The sequence below is a fragment of the Psychromicrobium lacuslunae genome (assembly GCF_000950575.1).
GTDB classification, from domain to species: Bacteria; Actinomycetota; Actinomycetes; order Actinomycetales; family Micrococcaceae; genus Renibacterium; species Renibacterium lacuslunae.
The window spans coordinates 2,723,272-2,739,501 of the sequence record NZ_CP011005.1 but is presented as its reverse complement, the minus strand read 5'-3'; the positions used below and the strand labels follow the sequence as shown (position 1 = coordinate 2,739,501).

Below are 16,230 nucleotides of genomic sequence, written 5' to 3'. Positions count from 1 at the left end.
CGTGCCCAGGGCCTAGCGCCCGGCGGCGTATCCCTGCATGCCACGCGGATTTGCTGCCGCGTAGAAAACTCCGGTCTCCGGATCGACGCCAACTACTGAGAGTCTGCCCAGGGCCCAATCGCCGGCCCGGCTCACCCGGTGTCCGCGACGCTGCAGTTCCTGAATGACCTCTTCACCCAGCCGGTTCTCAACTACCACCCCCGCCGGTTCCCAGGTCCGGGGCCAGAAGGAACCGGCCAGCGAGGTGGTGTGTAGCGCCGGTGCGTCGATGGCCTGTTGTGGAGAATAGCCGCCCACCAGGGTACGGAGCAGATAAAGCAGTTGCCATTGATCCTGCTGATCGCCGCCTGGCGAGCCGAGGGCTGCCACCGGCCTGTTATTTTTGAGCAGCAACGTTGGTGTCAGGGTAGTGCGAGGCCGCTTGCCGGCTTGCAGGGTCGCTGGGCCGCCCTCCTCCAGCCAGTTCATCTGCAGTCTGGTGCCAAGGCAAAACCCGACCTCGGGAATGTACGGTGAACTCTGTAGCCAACCACCGGACGGGGTGGCCGAGATGATATTGCCAGCCGCGTCGATCACATCCAGATGGCAGGTATCACCACGAGTCTCGCCATTCGAACGCACCGTCGGTTCACCGACTCCGAGCTGGTTCATGCCCGGGGCGGTATATTCCAAACGGAGCGGTGGTAAGAAGGCCTTAGTGCCAGGAATATCGCCGGGGCGGAACTCCCGACTTGCCAACTCGGAGATTTGCTCGCGTCGGCCCTGAGCATAGTGTTCCGAGAGAAGTTCCGCTAAGGGAATATCTTCGCGGTCACCGTAGTAGGCATCTCGATCCGCGTAAGCGAGCTTTTGCGCCTCGATAATGTGGTGAGCGCCCAGCGCTGTCGACGGGTCAAGTTCAGCATCCGGATAGCCGTCAAGAATCTTCAGGCTCTGCAGCAGCGCTGGCCCTTGACTCCAGGGGCCGACCTTGGCGATCACGTGGCCGCGAAAGTTACCGAGAACCGGTTCTTCGTAGCCTGCCGAAAAAGTCTGGAAATCCGCGGCGCTGATTACCCCGGCGTGATCGGTGCCGGAGGAGTGCCGATGTGGCATGGCGGCAAAGCGTTCAACGGCCTCGGCGACCTGGTGCCGCCAGAACTGCCGGGTGGCCTCGATTTGGGTGGTCCGATCGCCCTCCGGTGCTGCGCTGCAGAGATTCTTCAGAGTCGCCGCCCAGGGCCGGTTGTAGATCAGCTCACCGGCCTGAGGAACTCGTCCTTCGGGCAGCCATTGCGAGGTTGAGCTCGGCCAGTGCTCGATGAAGAGTTCCTGAACGGTTTCGATGGTACGTTGCACCCCGGCGGCCATGGGATGACCGTTCTCGGCATAGCCGATGGCGTATTCCAGTACCTCGCTCAGTGACCAACTGCCGTAATCGCGCAATAGCAGCAGCCAGGCGTCAACGGCGCCGGGTACTGCTGCCGCTAGGGCGCCTGAGCCGGGTACCAATTCCAGTCCTTCAGCCAAATAATGTTCGCGACTTGCCGCCGCCGGTGCCGGTCCCTGGCCCATTAGCACCTTGGGGGCGGGGTCTTCGGCGCTGGCGAAGATTGCGGTCAGGTCGCCGCCCGGTCCGTTCAGATGGGGCTCCACCACCTGCAGCACAAAGGCGGCCGCGGTTGCCGCATCGAAGGCGTTGCCGCCACGTTCCAACACCGACTGTGCACTCGCGGTGGCCAGCCAGTGCGTGCTGGCGGCCATCCCGAAGGTGCCTCGCAGAGTAGGACGAGTGCTGAAGCTAGCGGGCGGCGTAAAACTCATACCGTCAACCTAACACCAGCCGACTCCTGGCGGTTTGCTGCAGTCCTGGCCTTAGCTTGAGTAGTAGTTCCCCAGCGTCTCAGCCTTGAAATCGAAAAAGCTGCCATCCTCAATCGCCAGCCGGGCATCGTCAACCATTTTGACCACGAAGCGTTCGTTATGGATGGAGATCAGGGTGTGCGAGAGCATTTCCTTGGCCTTGTAAAGGTGATGGATGTAGGCGCGAGAGTAGCTTCCGCAGGTGTAGCAATCGCAGCCTTCCATCAGCGGGCCGAAGTCTCTTTTGTACTTGGCGTTGGAGAGGTTCTTTCGGCCGTACGGGGTGTAGAACGCCGAGTTGCGAGCGACTCGAGTCGGGGAGACGCAATCGAAAGTGTCGGCACCGTTTTCGATGGCGACGAAAATATCGTCCGGTTCTGAAATGCCCAGTAGATGTTTCGGCTTGTTCTCGGGTAGTTCCTCGCAGCACCAGCGCACGATGGTGCCAAGATTTTCTTTTTCTAAGGCCCCGCCCAGCCCGAAACCATCGAACTGCGTCTCAGCGATCTCCATGTTGCCCAGGTCTCGGCAGGCCTTGCGGCGCAGATCTTCGTACTGGGCGCCCTGAATCACGCCGAATAGTGCCTGATACGGCTTGCTGTGCCGCTCTTCGGTGAGCCGGCGATGTTCGGCTAGGCAGCGTTCAGCCCACAGCCGGGTGCGTTCCAGCGCATTTTCCTGATACCCCCGCGAATTATGCAAGGTGGTGAGCTCGTCAAAAGCGAACATAATGTCGGCACCGAGTTGGTGCTGCACCTGCATAGAAACTTCCGGTGTGAACCGGTGCCGCGAGCCGTCAAGGTGGGATTTGAACCAGACGCCGTCATCATCGATATGAGCTAGCCGCTCCCGTCCGGCAGCTACTCGGTCATCAGCGCCTGCATTGTCCACCGCATCCATATTGATCACTTTTTTGAAGCCCGAACCCAGGCTCATCACTTGGAAGCCCCCGGAGTCGGTGAAGGTGGGGCCAGCCCAGTTCATGAAACTGCCCAAACCACCGGCTTCGTCGACGATGTCCGGGCCGGGTTGCAGGTAAAGGTGGTAGGCATTGGCTAGCAATGCCTGGGCACCGAGCTCGGCCATTGACTCGGGCTGGACCGCCTTGACCGTGGCCTTGGTGCCAACGGCGATGAAGGCTGGTGTTTGAATCTCTCCGTGCGGGGTATTGATGGTGCCGGTACGACCAAGGAATTCACCCGCCGCGGGCACGGTATCGCTCAATCGGGTTTGCGTGGTGAAGCTGAAATCAGGTGAAGACACCTGTCTATTCTCGCCGATCAATGGTGGATTCACATTTCGTGATAAATGCAAATGATAATCATTATCGATAGTATGAAACGAAGCCACGTAGAAAGAACACCATGATCCTTACTGATCGACGGCGTCTGCGCCGTCGGTATCTCTCTTGTCTTGCCGTGCTGGGGGCGTTAGCGTTGCTCGCCGCTTGCGCCGTCAATCCAACTTTTCAGAACGAAGACCATCGGCTCAAGGTGGTGACCACCACCGGGATCATTGCCGACTTAGCACGCAATGTCGCCGGAGAGCGGGCGAACGTGATTTCCCTCGTGCCTGAGGGTGCTGATCCGCACACTTATGAGCCGAGCCTGCGCGATGTGCGGAATATCGCTTATGCGAATCTCGCCTTGACCAACCATCTGCTGCTCGAAGAGCACAATCTGATTAAGTCCCTCGACGCCAATTTATCGCCCGGCGTGCCAAATATCTCGCTTGCCGAGGCGAGCGAAAAGTATGGTGCGCACATCATTCCGCTGATGGAAAGTCTCACCCTGGATACCATTTGGCTCGGCCTGCGGGTGCGCGGCACTGGAATCCAGCTGGGTGCGGATCGTTCATCGGACGTTCGGTTGCGAGCGACCAAAGTAGAGGGGCCCGGGGCGCTGATCGCCTATGGCACCGAATCGTTTGGTAAAACCGAAATCTATTTCAACTCCGCCGACGGCCTTGACGATCAGGATCAGACCACCTTGCCGCCGGACGCCCACACCCACCTGAGCTGGGCTTTCACTAAGCCGGGGATCTACCGACTAACCGTTGGCGCCGAGTTGCTGGTGCGACCGACCACCGCTCCGCAGCAGCTGGGCGAACAGGAGTTCAGCTTCGCCGTCGGAGTCGATCCCGCGCAGGCCGGTCCAGGCAGCAATGGCAAAGCCCGGCAGGTGCTCAGTAGCGGCCATGCTGACGTTACCGCAGATCTGGACCGGCACAGCTTGTACTTTTACGCCGACCCCGAGGGCTCGGGTGATTTAACCCAAACTGTATTTGATCCGAATAACAGCATTATCGAGGTGCCGAACAAAGCATTGCACGAGGTGCCGGCAGGCCCCAGCTACCGCTTTCTGGGCGATTCGGGCGCCTCGATCTACCAATTGCCTCAAGCCGTGCTCGGTAAGCATTTGCACGGCGAAATCGACCCGCACCTATGGCAAGACGTGCACAATGCGAAAGCTTATGTTGGCGTCATCCAGGATGCCTTGATCAAGGCCGATCCGACGGGAGAGGCGAGCTATCGGGAGAATGCGCGCCGTTATCTCAGCCAGCTGGATCAGCTCGACTCTTATATCGAAGCGAAAATCGACACCATCCCCGCCGCGCAACGTCAGCTCATCACCACTCACGATGCTTTCGGGTATTTCGCCGATCGCTATCACCTCACTATCGCTGGCTTTGTTACGCCCAACCCAGCGGTTGAGCCGAGCATTGCGGAACGCCAAAAACTCACTCAGACGATGAGTAATCTCAAGGTCAACGCGGTTTTCCTGGAACCCAATTTGCGTAGCCGTTCCTCCACCCTGAGTCAGGTCGCCGCCGAACTCGGCGTCCAGGTCTGCCCAATCTACGGCGATACCTTCGACGAGCACGTTGGCTCTTATTTAGAGATGATGCGCGCCAATGCCGACTCAATCGCCACTTGCCTGAAACCCTCAAAGAAAGTCACCCCATGAAATTGATTTCCTCGGTGGCGGCATCAATCCTTGCCGCCGCGGTGCTGAGCACGCCGCTCTTGCCGCCCTCGCCAACCGCGCCCACTGTTCAGAACACTCCGCAGACCATCGCTCCTGACGAGCCAGCGGTGAATGGTCAGGCGGTGATCTCCAATGGTCACGTCGATATCGGTCCACGCTTCAGCCAGGGGCCGAACGAGAACTGGGCCGTTCAACTGCACGATGACTCTGGCGCGAAGCCTGTCTGGCGTTCGCTTCCCGATGTGGTGCTCCAGGTCTCCGATCAGGCCAAGCAGGCTGTGCCGGATGACCCGAGTTACCGATTCCTCGGTATCCCGGCGGGTCAGGAAGTCTATGTGGTGCCGCAAACCCAGCAGCCCGGCGTGGTCTGGGTGGGTTGGAATACCCAGGATCCCCGGGTCATTGCGTCGATCAAGCGACAGGCGAGATTCAGTCTAGTCTCGGCGCAGGGCCCCGGTTCGGTGCTGATGTATTTGCAATCCGGAGACCTCAGCGCTCCCCAAATCCTATGGAACTCCACGAAGGCTGCCCGTCAAGACATTTACATGGACGCCAATGTGCATACTCACGCCAACTGGGTTTTTAGTAAACCCGGTAGTTACCTGTTGACGGTCGAGTTCGCGGCTGAGCTCAGCAACGGCAAGACCAGCGTAGATCGGCAAGTGCTGCGCTTCGCGGTCGGATCAGGCACCAATCCGCAGGACGTTTTCAACACTGCGGTACAGCAGCCATCTCAGCCCGCTGGCTCAGCTGCGGATGCCGCTACGGATCAAACAGGGCAAGGACTGATCTGGCTGGCTGCGGGTGGTGCGGCGGCGCTCGCCGTGCTGCTGATCGTGGTGTTGTTATTGCGTTCGCTAGTAAAAAGCCGCCGCGCCAAACTGGCGGTGGAGAACAGTGCTATCGATTCTTCCTCCGGTGGGCGGTCATGACGGCGAGAGCGAGGGACGCCGTTGATCTGCCGGATCGAGACGTGGAGGCCCTGCTGGTCAAGGGGCTTGAGGTGGAGTTGGCGGGCCGGCCAGTGCTTCGCGGTCTCGACCTGAGCATCAAGGCGGGTGAGCAGGTCGGTTTACTGGGGCCGAACGGAGCCGGGAAAACGACCTTGCTGCGTTCCATCCTCGGCCTAGTTCGTAGCCGAGGTAGTGTCCGGATAGCCGGTGTCTCCCGGGCTGCAGGACGGCAGCGCATTGGCTACGTTCCGCAGCGCCACGAGTTTTCTTGGGACTTCCCGATTACCGTTGAAGCGGTGGTGATGACCGGCCGAGTCGCGCGAATCGGCTGGTGGCGTCGTCCCGGGGAGCCGGACTACCGGGCAGTGCGAGCAGCTGTGCACCGGGTCGGCCTGGATGATTTGCGGGCTCGCCCGGTCGGTGAGCTTTCCGGCGGTCAGCGCCAGCGCGTCCTGGTGGCCCGTGCCCTCGCGCTCAACCCGGAATTATTATTGCTGGACGAGCCCTTCACCGGGCTTGACGTGCCAACTCAGGAGTTGCTCACCGATCTCTTCCGTCAGCTCGCCGCTGAGGGGAAGGCGTTATTGATGACCACTCACGACCTCTACAGTGCCGCTCTGGAATGCAGTCGAATCGCCCTGCTGGATGGCAAGATCCTGATCGACGCGCCACCACGAGAGGTACTCAGCTCGGAACATTGGCGACGGGTCTTTGGCAGTCGGGTGGTGTTGCCGGAATTACCTGATGTTCCCGGGCTTGCTGAGGTGCTTCGATGACTCCCGTAGATTTCCTTCAGGACCTGACTAACCCGACCTTGAGTTTCTTGCCCAAGGCGTTGTTAGTTTCGCTGTTCTCCTCGATTATTTGCGGGGTGATCGGCTGCTTCGTGGTGCTACGCGGCATGGCCTTTATTGGCGACGCCGTCTCTCATGCGGTTTTCCCCGGTTTAGCGATGGCTTTCGTGGTGCAGGGGAATTTATTACTTGGCGGGGCGGCGGCGGGAATTCTTACCGCCATCTTTGTCGCGATTTTTTCGCAAAACCGCCGAATCCGGGAAGACAGCCTGATTGGCGTGATTTTTGCTGCGGCTTTCGCGCTGGGCATTATCGTGATCTCTCGGGCGCCTGGCTATGCCGGCTCGCTGGAGTCCTTCCTCTTTGGATCGATCACCGGTATTCCGGTGGAAGACGTGTGGACGGTGGGGCTGGGAGGTGCAGCCGTGCTCCTCATCATCGCTTTATTGGCTAAGGAGCTGATTGCGGTGAGTGTGGATCGAGAGATGGCCCGCGCTTTGGGACTGCCCGTGCTTTGGCTTGATATGGCGCTCTACATTCTGGTGTCCATCGTGGTGGTGCTTTCGATTCAGACCATCGGGAACATCCTGGTGCTTGCCTTGCTGATCACCCCGGCGGCGGCCGCCCGGCTGCTCACGGATCGGCTCTGGGTGATGATGCTGGTGTCGCCGATGATCGGTGCCTTCTCCGCCGTGGCCGGCCTATATATTTCCTGGAGCCTGGACTTTCCAGTGGGCGGCACCATCGTCTTGGTGGCCACCGCGGTGTTTGTCCTGGCTTGGTTGTTAGGACCTAAACACGGCCTTCTGGGCAAGGTGTTACGGGGCAAGACGCATCTTGTTGACAATCGTTCTCAATTAATCAAAGATGAAGTTGTTGAGAATCATTCTCAACAACTTCATCCCCTCGACGCTAGAAAGAGCGCATCGTGACTATCAGCCACACTCTGGAATCTTCCCCAACCACCAAGCGATTCAGCCGGACCGGACGCCGGGCGGGTATCGCAGCTACCGTTTTCGCCGGCATTGCCGCCCTGACGCTGGCGGCAGGTGCCCCCGCCCAAGCCGCTACCGTCATCACTGAAGGTCATATCGACGTCGTCCGTGCTTCGATCAGCAGCGATGGCAGCAAGCTGGTGCTCGGCACCAATGATGAAAACAAGGGCAACTACTACACTGCGGCGCAAGCTAGCTCAGTGGAGTTCGACGTGACAAAGAAGGAGGGCACCAACTGGATCATCCCGGCAAGCCAGACCGGCAACGAGCTGTTCACTGGTTTTGCGGGCTCCGGTAACGAAGCCCCCGGGGCCGATTCCGGTGAAAAGGGCCTGTATACGAAGCTGGCCGGCGGCGATCACATTAAGTTCACGGTCACCCCCGCTGCGAGCAACCCCGGCACCCTGAGCTTGAATTTCCCCAGCACCACCGGAGTGGTGACAGCCGGGAATAGCTACACCGTCGCTCTGAAGGCTGGTGAAGATGAGGCCTTCCACGCTCATCCCAAGTGGACCTTCAGCGCCAAGGGCACTTACTCGGTCACCGTGACCGCGAGTAACCCCGAAGGCAAGGTGGCTAATTCTGGAGCCATCACCTTGAAGTTCGTCACCAAATAAGGCGACGAACTAACCGGTTCACGCCGGGTGCGCAAACGTCTCATTGCCCCCGCCAAGGCGTTTGCGCACCCGGCGTGGCCGCGATTAGCACGAGAAAATACATGGAAAGAATTCAGTGAAATTTCGCCCCGTCTTGCGCCAGGCTTCGATCATCCTCGGTATTTCTATGGCGGCAGGGACGATCCTGCTACCAGCTCTCCCGGTGCAAGCAGCACCGGCAACGCCCTCGCCGGTAGTTCTTGACGCGGGCTACCTTCAGTTCGCTCCCTTAGTGAAGGCTTTTGACGGCAACCCAGGCCGGGTGGAATCTTTCACCCCGGGCATCGCCGTGAATAAGAAGTCCTGGTTAGAAGACGCTGAGACGAAGAACTTCAGCGCAGAAACCTTTCTTCCAGCTAACCAAGCGATTATTCATCTTGGAGAGCCGGATCGAAATGCGGCGGGAGGCTATGGCACACCGGCCACCGAGAACTTCCTGGCTGGCGGAGCGCTGAAAGGAAGTAAGCAGAGTGGAGCTGACTACATCGCGGCGGGGAGGCTCTTGCTAGGGAGCGGAACCTTAATGTCCAAAGGAGCCGACAAGAGCAGTTCGGAACTCAACGCTCGCGGCGAGACGACGCGAGATTTCACCGGTAGTAACTCGGCTAATGCCATGAAACTCACTGCGGTCAGCGGGCCCAGCGGAGCCACCGCCGTCGTCACCGGCAGTGCGGGCGGCACCGAAAACAGCTGGGATAGCGGCAAGCTCAGTTCCGGAGCCGCTCAGCCAGCCCTCGAAATGAACATTACCGGTTCACTCGCTACCCACTTCAGTGCAGCCGGTCGCTATTGCCTGACGATCGAGCAAACCATTAAGAGCAAACAAAGTGGCTTGCTTAGCGCTTCTGCTACCTACACCGTCTATGCCGGTAAGCTACCCGCTCAACCGACGTTGTGCGAAGGCTCTCAACCGGATCCGGACCCGGGCACTCCGGACCCGAACAACCCCGATCCAGGGACGCCTTCCGCACCCGTCAAGGTGCTCGGCTCGGGGCACCTTGATATCAGGGCGCCGCTCAGCGGCAACGGTAAGTCCTTGCAGCTCCAAGCCGCCAACTCGCAACAGCGAGTCCCCTTCAAAGACCTGGTGCTGACCGGCGTCCGCTCGGGCAAGGTCCCGTTGACAAATTCCCAGCAGAACTTCAGCGTGGTCGGGTCGCCCGGAACACCGTACTGGTATTACGGCCAGGGCGAAGAAGATCTGGAGCACCATGTCTGGCCTGGCTTTAGCGGCGAGGACTTTGCTCCCGCCGACCTCGCCTTCGGCTTCGAGGATGCCAGCCTAACCAAAGTATTAGGGCCGGTCGGAGGGCATTTTGCAATGTTCTTCAACGATGCGGTGACCGATCGGCTACGTCCGGATGCGGTCTATTTCGATACTCGGCAAGGCATGCCGCAAAGCTATCCGATCGGCGCTGCCAGCCATAATCACTTCAATTGGACGTTCACTCAGCCCGGAAAGTACTGCCTGGCCTTTGAAGCGAAGGCCTTGCGCTCCTCGGGAGCTTGGGCGAGCGACATCGCACAGCTCACCGTCTGGGTTGGCGATCCGGCGCTCGCCGCCTCCCAAATACCGTGTGACCGAAGCGGAGGGACGTCAGGTTTGAGTGTTCTTTCCCGCCCTAAAACGGCGCCCGCTCCGCAGCGCATCAGCCCGGTACAGCAAGCCGGCATGATCACGCTGGAACCAGCGCTGGAGGCAGGCCAGCTGGGACTAAATGCTCGGGTGCAGGGCAATACCGCGCAAGCCTCGCGCGACGTGCTCCCTGGGAATCTGATCCTGTCTTCCAGCTTGCTCTCCGGCGGTAAGTACCTCTTCGACTCCGGGGACGGCGAATCCTCGCCAGCGCTTTTGTTCGATTCGGCCAGAATTACACCGAGTTCGTTGAGCGGTCTTCTTGAAATTTCCTTTGGCAAGGTCGCCGGCCCGGGCAATGTCGAACTGCTTCGGGGCAATACCGCAATCCTCTCTAGCGACGCTCGCCGCGGCTTGCCGCAGACTCTGCTGGCGGCCCAATCTCGTGATAATAGTGTCCGCTGGGCTTTCGATCAGCCCGGCGTGTACTGCGTTCCGGTGAACCTTTCCGCCCAGCTCCCCGGTTCAACCCAGCCGCTACGCTCCAGCAGCGTGCTGAGTTTTGTTGTTGGTTCGACCGATCCGTCGGCGAGCGATTACGTGAACCGCTCACAGCTCAAGGCCTGTGCGCAAGGCGGTCGGCCAAGTAAGCCCGGGGACGCCGTCAAGCCCGGAGGTTGGGGGACGGAGCCAGGAGCTCAGAAGCCGGTGGGTGTCACGGTGATCTCGGAGGGTCATGTCGACATCGCGAGCCGCGCCGCGGGAAACGGCATGACCACGCAGATCAAAGACTCATCACAGGGCTCAGTGGTTTATCGGAATCCTGCGAAGACCGTTTTTCAGGTGAAAAATCAGGCGAAGCGGACCATTCAAGCCGGGTCCAGTTTCGGCTTTCTCGGCAAGTCAGGGTCTCAGGTCTATCTCCTCGGTCAAACCCAGGAGAGCGGTTTGCTATGGCCGGGTTGGTCAACCGAAGAGGTCCCGGAGCTAGGGCCGGTGACCTGGACCCTGACCAAGTTGGGTACGCTTGGCTCGGGGCCCGCGCCGGGAAATTTTGCGATGTACCAATTGGGCGATCTGGGCCAGCCGGAAATCAAGTTCAATTCGGCTGCCGGGGTCAATCAATTTACCATCCCCGCCGCAGTTCATCAGCACGGTTCCTGGGTATTTTCGGCTCCCGGTGTGTATTGCACTGCTTTCCATCGAGGCGCAGCCAATGGTGCGAGCAGCGACTTCACCGTGGCCTGGGCGGTGGGGGAGCAGCTGGACGCCAGTATGGTTGATCCGGCTCGCTGTTTTGCGGGCGAGAAAGTGCAGGGCTTGCCCGACACCGTAAAGAGCGCGGGTGAGGCGCCTGATATTGCCGCGGCTGCTAATGCCGGTGCCGCCCAGTCCTCGGCTCCTGTGATGTGCCTGGCTGGCACGACCTCGACAACGCTACCTACGGGGGCGACAATTCTGGACCAGGGCCACGTGGATTTTGCGACCCGGGTAGTGGACGGTCGTTTGCGCTCGCAAATCAAAGATGGCACTACCGGAACCGTGCAGTGGCGGGAGCCTGCGAGCACCGTGATCAAGCTCAAACCGGCCGCCAAGATCACCTCGCCCGGAGGAGCCTTTGACTTTCTTGGTCCGGCTGGCAGCTCGATTTACCAGATTCCTCAGACGCAGCGCCCGGGATTGGTCTGGCTCGGCTGGAATACAGAAGAACTCGGTTCAGGCCAAGTCTCCGGTCCGGTGACCTGGAGCTTGGACGCCGTCGAGGGGCCGGGGCAAGTTCACATTTTTGAACTTAGTGCCTTTGGATCACCCATCCAGGTGCTGAGCGCTGGGAGTAGTTACCAGATTCCGTTGAACACGCATGCCCATGGCAATTGGGCGTTTAGCGAGCCGGGCCTTTACCGGCTCAAGATGACGCAAGAAGCGGTGCTTTCGGGCGGTCCGCGAGTCAGCGACAGCCAGGTGCTGACGGTTTTGGTGGGAGATGCCCCCGCCGCGATCGCGGCCAAGCCAGTAAACTCCGCCTCGGGTTCGACGGCAGTCAAGGCGCCGAAGAGCGGTCAGGCAAATTGCGTTGCCAGCGCCGTGCAGAAGAAGACCACGCTCAAGCCGGCCAGCAAGGCACCCTCGGGACTAACTCAGGCCTCGGTTCCGCTCGAGGCTGACGGTAACACCACGGCGCAAGCAGCATGGCCCTTGTGGTGGTGGATCGCGCTGGGTGCCGGGGTCTTGCTCCTGGGCGCCGGGTTCGGCACCGGAGGAACAATCTGGGTGTTGCGGAAGAAGTAATCAGCTCGTGGCGATCCCGGCGAACGCTAGGGCTTGACGCACTAGCTCGCCGCGGCCGCCGTCGAATTCGGCTTGCACACCGGGGCTAAGGACATCTTCCGGGGTCATCCAGGTTAGCTCCAGGGCGTCCTGACGAGGGCTGCATTCTCCGGTGACCGGGACGATGTAGACCAATGCCACCGCGTGTTGCCGCTCGTCGGTGAAGCTGGTCTGCGAAGGAGCCGGAAAATATTCGGCCACCGTGAACGGAACCGGGCTGATCGGCAGCTGCGGGAAGGCGAGGGCGCCCAAGTCTTTCTCAATGTGCCGCAGTAACGCGGCCCTGATGGTTTCTCGATAGAGCACTCGGCCGGACACTAGAGTGCGCACCATGCTGCCGTCCTCATCGGCCTGCAATAGCAGCCCGATCTCGTTGACGTAGCCAAGCGGGTCCAGTCGCACCGGCACGGCTTCGACGTAAACCATCGGCAGCCGGTTTCTGGCCTCGTAGAGATCTTCTTCGGAAAGCCAGCCGGGATACGGGTCGGGGGTGCGTACGCTCATGATTCAGTTTTACCGGAAATTCGCACGGAAGTATGAACCCTCGTTGCTCGAGCCCTCGCCGACCCTCCGTCGAGTGTGCAGATTTACATCTTTTGAGGCGTCCAAAAGATGTAGAACTGCACACTCGAGCATTGCTGCGAGGGGAGCAGCTGAGATCTTAGTGCTTGAGGTAGCCGTAGTGGTCCTCTTGATCCTCTTCATTGATCCAGATGGTTGCTCCGGTGGGGTTATTGGGCAGCTCCGCGTAGTCCGGATTGCTCAGGTGCAGGGTTCGGCCATAGCTTTCATCAATGATGTGAGCTTGCACCTGGTGTGCCTGTAACCGTTCGAGAAGGACCTCTAGTTTGCCGTGATAGCCGAAGCCCAGCCCGCCGTGTGCTGGTTTCTCAGCGATATGTACCAGGACCTTGCCGCCATTTTTCGCCTTGAAGTCGGCGAATTGGCCATTCTTCGCGGTGCTCACCGGGATGGCTCCGATGTTTCCTAAGTCCTGCGCCGCAGCTGCCACTTCTGGGGTGTACCACAGCGCGTTGACTGACAGCTGCGGATTTGCGGTTGCAACAGTTTCTAGGTGATCTGTGGGGTCAACCATGAATTCCAAGCCGTCGCGAGCGGTGATTTTGGCGGTTCTGCCGTGTGCTTCCTGAAGGATCTCAGCCTGGCTTCCGGCAACGCGGGTGCGTTCGGCAAAGACGTCGAGGTCCTTGACCTGGAATCCCAGATAGGTGACCCCGTCGTCGGTGGAATCGGCCGCAGTACGGTGTAGGGCGACACTGCCAGAACCGGCGTCGAACTCAAGCCAGTCGACATCGTTAACCACTCTGACTAAGCCAAGGGCATCAAAGAGGGCAGAGAATTCCTGCACCCGAGAGGTGAAGTGGATGGGACGGACGCGCAGCATTATTGCTCTCCTTCGGTGGCTTGGCTTATCTCCGTTTGCAGGTAGTGTCGCAGAGCCTTCTCGACCAGGGCGGAGAGGCTAGTGCTTTCATCGACGCCGCGATGTTTAATATCGCGGACTAGTGCGGCGGGTAAATAGACGTTGAACTGCACCTTGCCGTCACTCATTCTAGAATGCTAGCAAGCTAAGGAACTAAGATCAATGCTCTTGAGATGATCAGGACTACCATGGGCGAATGGCTATTGAATTGCCCGAGTTAGTCTTGCGTGATGTGGCGCAGTGGCGAGAATGGCTGCTGCAGAACCACCGCGACAGTCCTGGCGTCTGGCTGGCGCATCACAAAAAAGGCGGCCAGGTCACCGAGATAACCTACCAACTAGCCCTCGAGGAGGCGCTGTGTTTTGGTTGGATTGATGGGCAGGTGAGAAGGCGGGACGAGCAGAGCACCTTCCAACGTTGGACTCCGCGTGGGCCGAAGAGCATCTGGTCGGAACGCAATACCGAGATCATTGCTCGGCTGGAGAACGAGGGCAGGCTACAGCCTGCGGGTCTTGCTGCCGTCGAGGCGGCCAAAGCCGACGGTCGTTGGGAGCGGGCTTACGCACGTTCGAGCGAGGCCGTGCTCCCCGCCGAAATGCTCGCCGCTATCGCTGCCAACGCCGAGGCGCAGAATATGTTCGAGTTACTGACCGCACAAAACCGCTTTGCGCTCTATTTCCGCTATAGCCAGCTCAAGACGGAGGCGGCTAAACAACGCAAGATCGCCAGCTTTGTCGAGATGCTGGCCCGTCACGAAACTCCCTACCCGCAACGGGCAAAGCCGAAGAACTGAAGCTAAACCGTTGTTGAAAGAGTTCCGGTGATAGCCAATTGGCTATGAGTTAGAGCTGGCACAGCGCTCACCCAGTTTTTTCAGGCAAGATAAATAGGTGAGATCCCTGCAATTCAGCGCTTGGCCCATCGATCGTTCCCGAGGGCTCTTGATTCTCAGCGGAACGCTGGTGTTGCTGGGCATCGCAGGATTCATCGCGGTCTACAGCATGGTGCACACCGGGGGTGGCTTAGCCAGCTTGGATCGGCTGGCGTTCCAAGACCTGCTGCGTCAACGTAGCCGAGGCTGGACGATCTTCTTTGCCGTGATCAGCACCTTGGGTTCGCCGCCCTGGCTAGCCAGCATTGTGCTGATCAGTGCGGGCCTCTGGCTGTTGATCAGCCGGGATTGGTGGCGACCCATGCTGTGGGTCGCGGCGATGGCCCTGGGCGCCGCGACTTCGAATATCATCAAGCATCTGGTTGGTCGACGTCGACCACCGCTGGTCGATATGGCCACCGGCGCCAATCACTCCTTCTCCTTCCCCTCCGGGCACACCCTGGGTATCTCGATCTTTATTTTGGCCCTCGGCTATCTGCTGCTCAGCCGTAAGTTCTCCAGGCTGAAATTACTGTTGTGGATAGTCTCAGCGGCGCTGCTGATCAGCTTGATGGCGCTAAGCAGAATGTACCTGGGATATCACTGGCTGACCGATATCAGCGCTTCGATTCCGATCGCTGTCTTCTTCCTTGGGGTGCTGATAGCCGTCGACGTGTTCAGGCCAAGGCGAGCTGATGTGCCACTTCGAAAATCATCCAAGCCTGCAGCTGAGTCGATAGATCGACAGCCCCCGCCCCAGGAAACGCCTGATCAGCGCTGATCCCCAGCCGGTCGGTAAAAAGCAGTGGTTGCTCGCTCGAGCGCGACTCCCAGAGCGCCTCGGCGGTGTCGAAAACCATCTGGCGGGCGGTGGACCTGCTGGACTCCGGTAACGAGCTGGTGCGTGCGGCAATTGAGAGGTAGCGAGCCAGGATTCCGGTGAACAGGCCCGGATCACCGTCGCCGTGCAAACGTAGTGCGCCATTGTCCAGTAAACCGCGTTCCACGCCATCGATGACCTCGGCGGCCAGTACGAGATTTTCCGGGGTGGGCAGCGCACAAAGCGCACCGAGCACTGGTCCCTGGTTATAACTCCAAATAGTTTCCTCACGTTCCGGGCCATCGAGACGCAGGTGAACGCCGTCAATGTAGAGCTGGCGTTCCGGATCCCAGAGATACTCACGCATCCAATCCAGGATCCGCTGGGCCCGGCTGGCATCGCCGGTCCGGGCGAAATAGAGGGCGCCGGGGCCATTCACCGGGGCATTCTTGTAATCTCGCTGCTTTGACCAGAACATACCGCCGCCCAGTTCATCACTGAAGGCTTTGCGTAGCTGCGGTTCCAGGCTTCGTCGCACCGCACGGGCCTGTGGCAGGGCTTTCCCCTCGGCCTTGCGCCGCAGCGCATCGGCCCGGCCCGCAGCTAGCGCCAGCCAGGCCATATCGTCAAAGAAGCTATTGCTGAAACGCAGGAAATTTCGCAGTCGGATGGTTCTTGGCAGGGCTTTGATCCGACGCATGCTGAGCCGCAGGGCTTCATTCTCGTGAGCTAGATATTCCCGCCAGCCAGCGTCGACCAGACAATCCAGGTAGTGCGCCTGCCACCAATAGTGCCATTCGGTGCGTTGCACCCCAGCGCTGGAAATTCGGCCTAGCCAAGTGCCAGGTAGGCCGAAAAGGCGATGGCCGAAGCGAGTGTTCACCGCAGCACCCGCCGCTGCGGCGCGTGCTGCCCACTCCTCGGCGCTGGTCATGCCACCACCTTATCTCGGACACTGAACGAA

General features: G+C 59.8%; 14 protein-coding genes. 8 read left to right on the top strand and 6 right to left on the bottom strand.

Features of this window, described 5'->3' with window-relative positions:
• Positions 1-12 precede the first annotated feature (12 nt).
• Positions 13-1,803 (bottom strand): gamma-glutamyltransferase family protein, encoded by a 1,791-nt coding sequence (locus UM93_RS12830; RefSeq protein WP_045075951.1) that lies wholly within the window; start codon positions 1,801-1,803, stop codon positions 13-15.
• Positions 1,804-1,854: 51 nt separating this feature from the next.
• Positions 1,855-3,105 (bottom strand): tRNA guanosine(34) transglycosylase Tgt, encoded by a 1,251-nt coding sequence (gene tgt, locus UM93_RS12825; RefSeq protein WP_234399312.1) that lies wholly within the window; start codon positions 3,103-3,105, stop codon positions 1,855-1,857.
• A 101-nt stretch (positions 3,106-3,206) separates the two neighbouring features.
• Here tgt and UM93_RS12820 point away from each other — a divergent pair, with 101 nt between their 5' ends.
• The 6 genes from UM93_RS12820 to UM93_RS12795 all read left to right on the top strand — a co-directional run bounded on the left by UM93_RS12820 (position 3,207) and on the right by UM93_RS12795 (position 12,092).
• Positions 3,207-4,808 (top strand): anchored repeat ABC transporter, substrate-binding protein, encoded by a 1,602-nt coding sequence (locus UM93_RS12820; protein ID WP_052663788.1) that lies wholly within the window; start codon positions 3,207-3,209, stop codon positions 4,806-4,808.
• On the top strand, positions 4,805-5,761 hold the full coding sequence (locus tag UM93_RS12815) for a choice-of-anchor M domain-containing protein (protein WP_045075950.1): 957 nt from the start codon (positions 4,805-4,807) through the stop codon (positions 5,759-5,761). The genes UM93_RS12820 and UM93_RS12815 overlap by 4 nt, the downstream gene beginning before the upstream one ends.
• Complete coding sequence (locus tag UM93_RS12810) at positions 5,758-6,558, top strand: anchored repeat-type ABC transporter ATP-binding subunit (protein ID WP_199921750.1); 801 nt, start codon at positions 5,758-5,760, stop codon at positions 6,556-6,558. The genes UM93_RS12815 and UM93_RS12810 overlap by 4 nt, the downstream gene beginning before the upstream one ends.
• Positions 6,555-7,508, top strand: coding sequence for an anchored repeat-type ABC transporter permease subunit (locus tag UM93_RS12805; RefSeq protein WP_082057143.1), 954 nt, complete (start codon positions 6,555-6,557; stop codon positions 7,506-7,508). The genes UM93_RS12810 and UM93_RS12805 overlap by 4 nt, the downstream gene beginning before the upstream one ends.
• On the top strand, positions 7,505-8,188 hold the full coding sequence (locus tag UM93_RS12800; protein WP_045075949.1) for a TIGR03769 domain-containing protein: 684 nt from the start codon (positions 7,505-7,507) through the stop codon (positions 8,186-8,188). The genes UM93_RS12805 and UM93_RS12800 overlap by 4 nt, the downstream gene beginning before the upstream one ends.
• Positions 8,189-8,303: 115 nt before the next feature.
• Positions 8,304-12,092, top strand: coding sequence for a TIGR03773 family transporter-associated surface protein (locus UM93_RS12795; protein ID WP_045075948.1), 3,789 nt, complete (start codon positions 8,304-8,306; stop codon positions 12,090-12,092).
• On the opposite strand, the gene UM93_RS12790 is transcribed toward UM93_RS12795, so the two are convergent.
• From UM93_RS12790 to UM93_RS12780, 3 genes are all read right to left on the bottom strand, one after another.
• Complete coding sequence (locus UM93_RS12790) at positions 12,093-12,635, bottom strand: NUDIX hydrolase family protein (protein ID WP_045075947.1); 543 nt, start codon at positions 12,633-12,635, stop codon at positions 12,093-12,095.
• A gap of 157 nt (positions 12,636-12,792) precedes the next feature.
• Positions 12,793-13,536: a VOC family protein gene (locus tag UM93_RS12785; protein WP_045075946.1), complete on the bottom strand. Its 744-nt coding sequence runs from the start codon at positions 13,534-13,536 to the stop codon at positions 12,793-12,795.
• On the bottom strand, positions 13,536-13,703 hold the full coding sequence (locus UM93_RS12780; RefSeq protein WP_045075945.1) for a hypothetical protein: 168 nt from the start codon (positions 13,701-13,703) through the stop codon (positions 13,536-13,538). The genes UM93_RS12785 and UM93_RS12780 overlap by 1 nt, the downstream gene beginning before the upstream one ends.
• A 68-nt stretch (positions 13,704-13,771) precedes the next feature.
• Here UM93_RS12780 and UM93_RS12775 point away from each other — a divergent pair, with 68 nt between their 5' ends.
• Together UM93_RS12775 and UM93_RS17495 are read left to right on the top strand one after the other, a co-directional pair.
• A complete protein-coding gene (locus tag UM93_RS12775) occupies positions 13,772-14,368 on the top strand; it encodes a YdeI/OmpD-associated family protein (protein ID WP_045075944.1) in 597 nt (198 codons plus the stop codon).
• Between the two features lie 97 nt (positions 14,369-14,465).
• Positions 14,466-15,227, top strand: coding sequence for a phosphatase PAP2 family protein (locus UM93_RS17495; protein WP_082057142.1), 762 nt, complete (start codon positions 14,466-14,468; stop codon positions 15,225-15,227).
• Here UM93_RS17495 and UM93_RS12765 read toward each other — a convergent pair.
• Positions 15,124-16,200, bottom strand: coding sequence for a glycoside hydrolase family 76 protein (locus tag UM93_RS12765; RefSeq protein WP_045075942.1), 1,077 nt, complete (start codon positions 16,198-16,200; stop codon positions 15,124-15,126). The genes UM93_RS17495 and UM93_RS12765 overlap by 104 nt on opposite strands.
• Positions 16,201-16,230 lie beyond the last annotated feature (30 nt).

Coding starts and splice junctions, on each gene's coding strand:
- UM93_RS12765 (WP_045075942.1), bottom strand. CDS start 16,200: ATGACCAGCGCCGAGGAGTGGGCAGCACGCGCCGCAGCGGCGGGTGCT.
- UM93_RS12810 (WP_199921750.1), top strand. CDS start 5,758: ATGACGGCGAGAGCGAGGGACGCCGTTGATCTGCCGGATCGAGACGTG.
- UM93_RS12820 (WP_052663788.1), top strand. CDS start 3,207: ATGATCCTTACTGATCGACGGCGTCTGCGCCGTCGGTATCTCTCTTGT.
- UM93_RS12780 (WP_045075945.1), bottom strand. CDS start 13,703: ATGAGTGACGGCAAGGTGCAGTTCAACGTCTATTTACCCGCCGCACTA.
- UM93_RS12785 (WP_045075946.1), bottom strand. CDS start 13,536: ATGCTGCGCGTCCGTCCCATCCACTTCACCTCTCGGGTGCAGGAATTC.
- UM93_RS12790 (WP_045075947.1), bottom strand. CDS start 12,635: ATGAGCGTACGCACCCCCGACCCGTATCCCGGCTGGCTTTCCGAAGAA.
- UM93_RS12815 (WP_045075950.1), top strand. CDS start 4,805: ATGAAATTGATTTCCTCGGTGGCGGCATCAATCCTTGCCGCCGCGGTG.
- UM93_RS12830 (WP_045075951.1), bottom strand. CDS start 1,803: ATGAGTTTTACGCCGCCCGCTAGCTTCAGCACTCGTCCTACTCTGCGA.
- UM93_RS12805 (WP_082057143.1), top strand. CDS start 6,555: ATGACTCCCGTAGATTTCCTTCAGGACCTGACTAACCCGACCTTGAGT.
- UM93_RS12775 (WP_045075944.1), top strand. CDS start 13,772: ATGGCTATTGAATTGCCCGAGTTAGTCTTGCGTGATGTGGCGCAGTGG.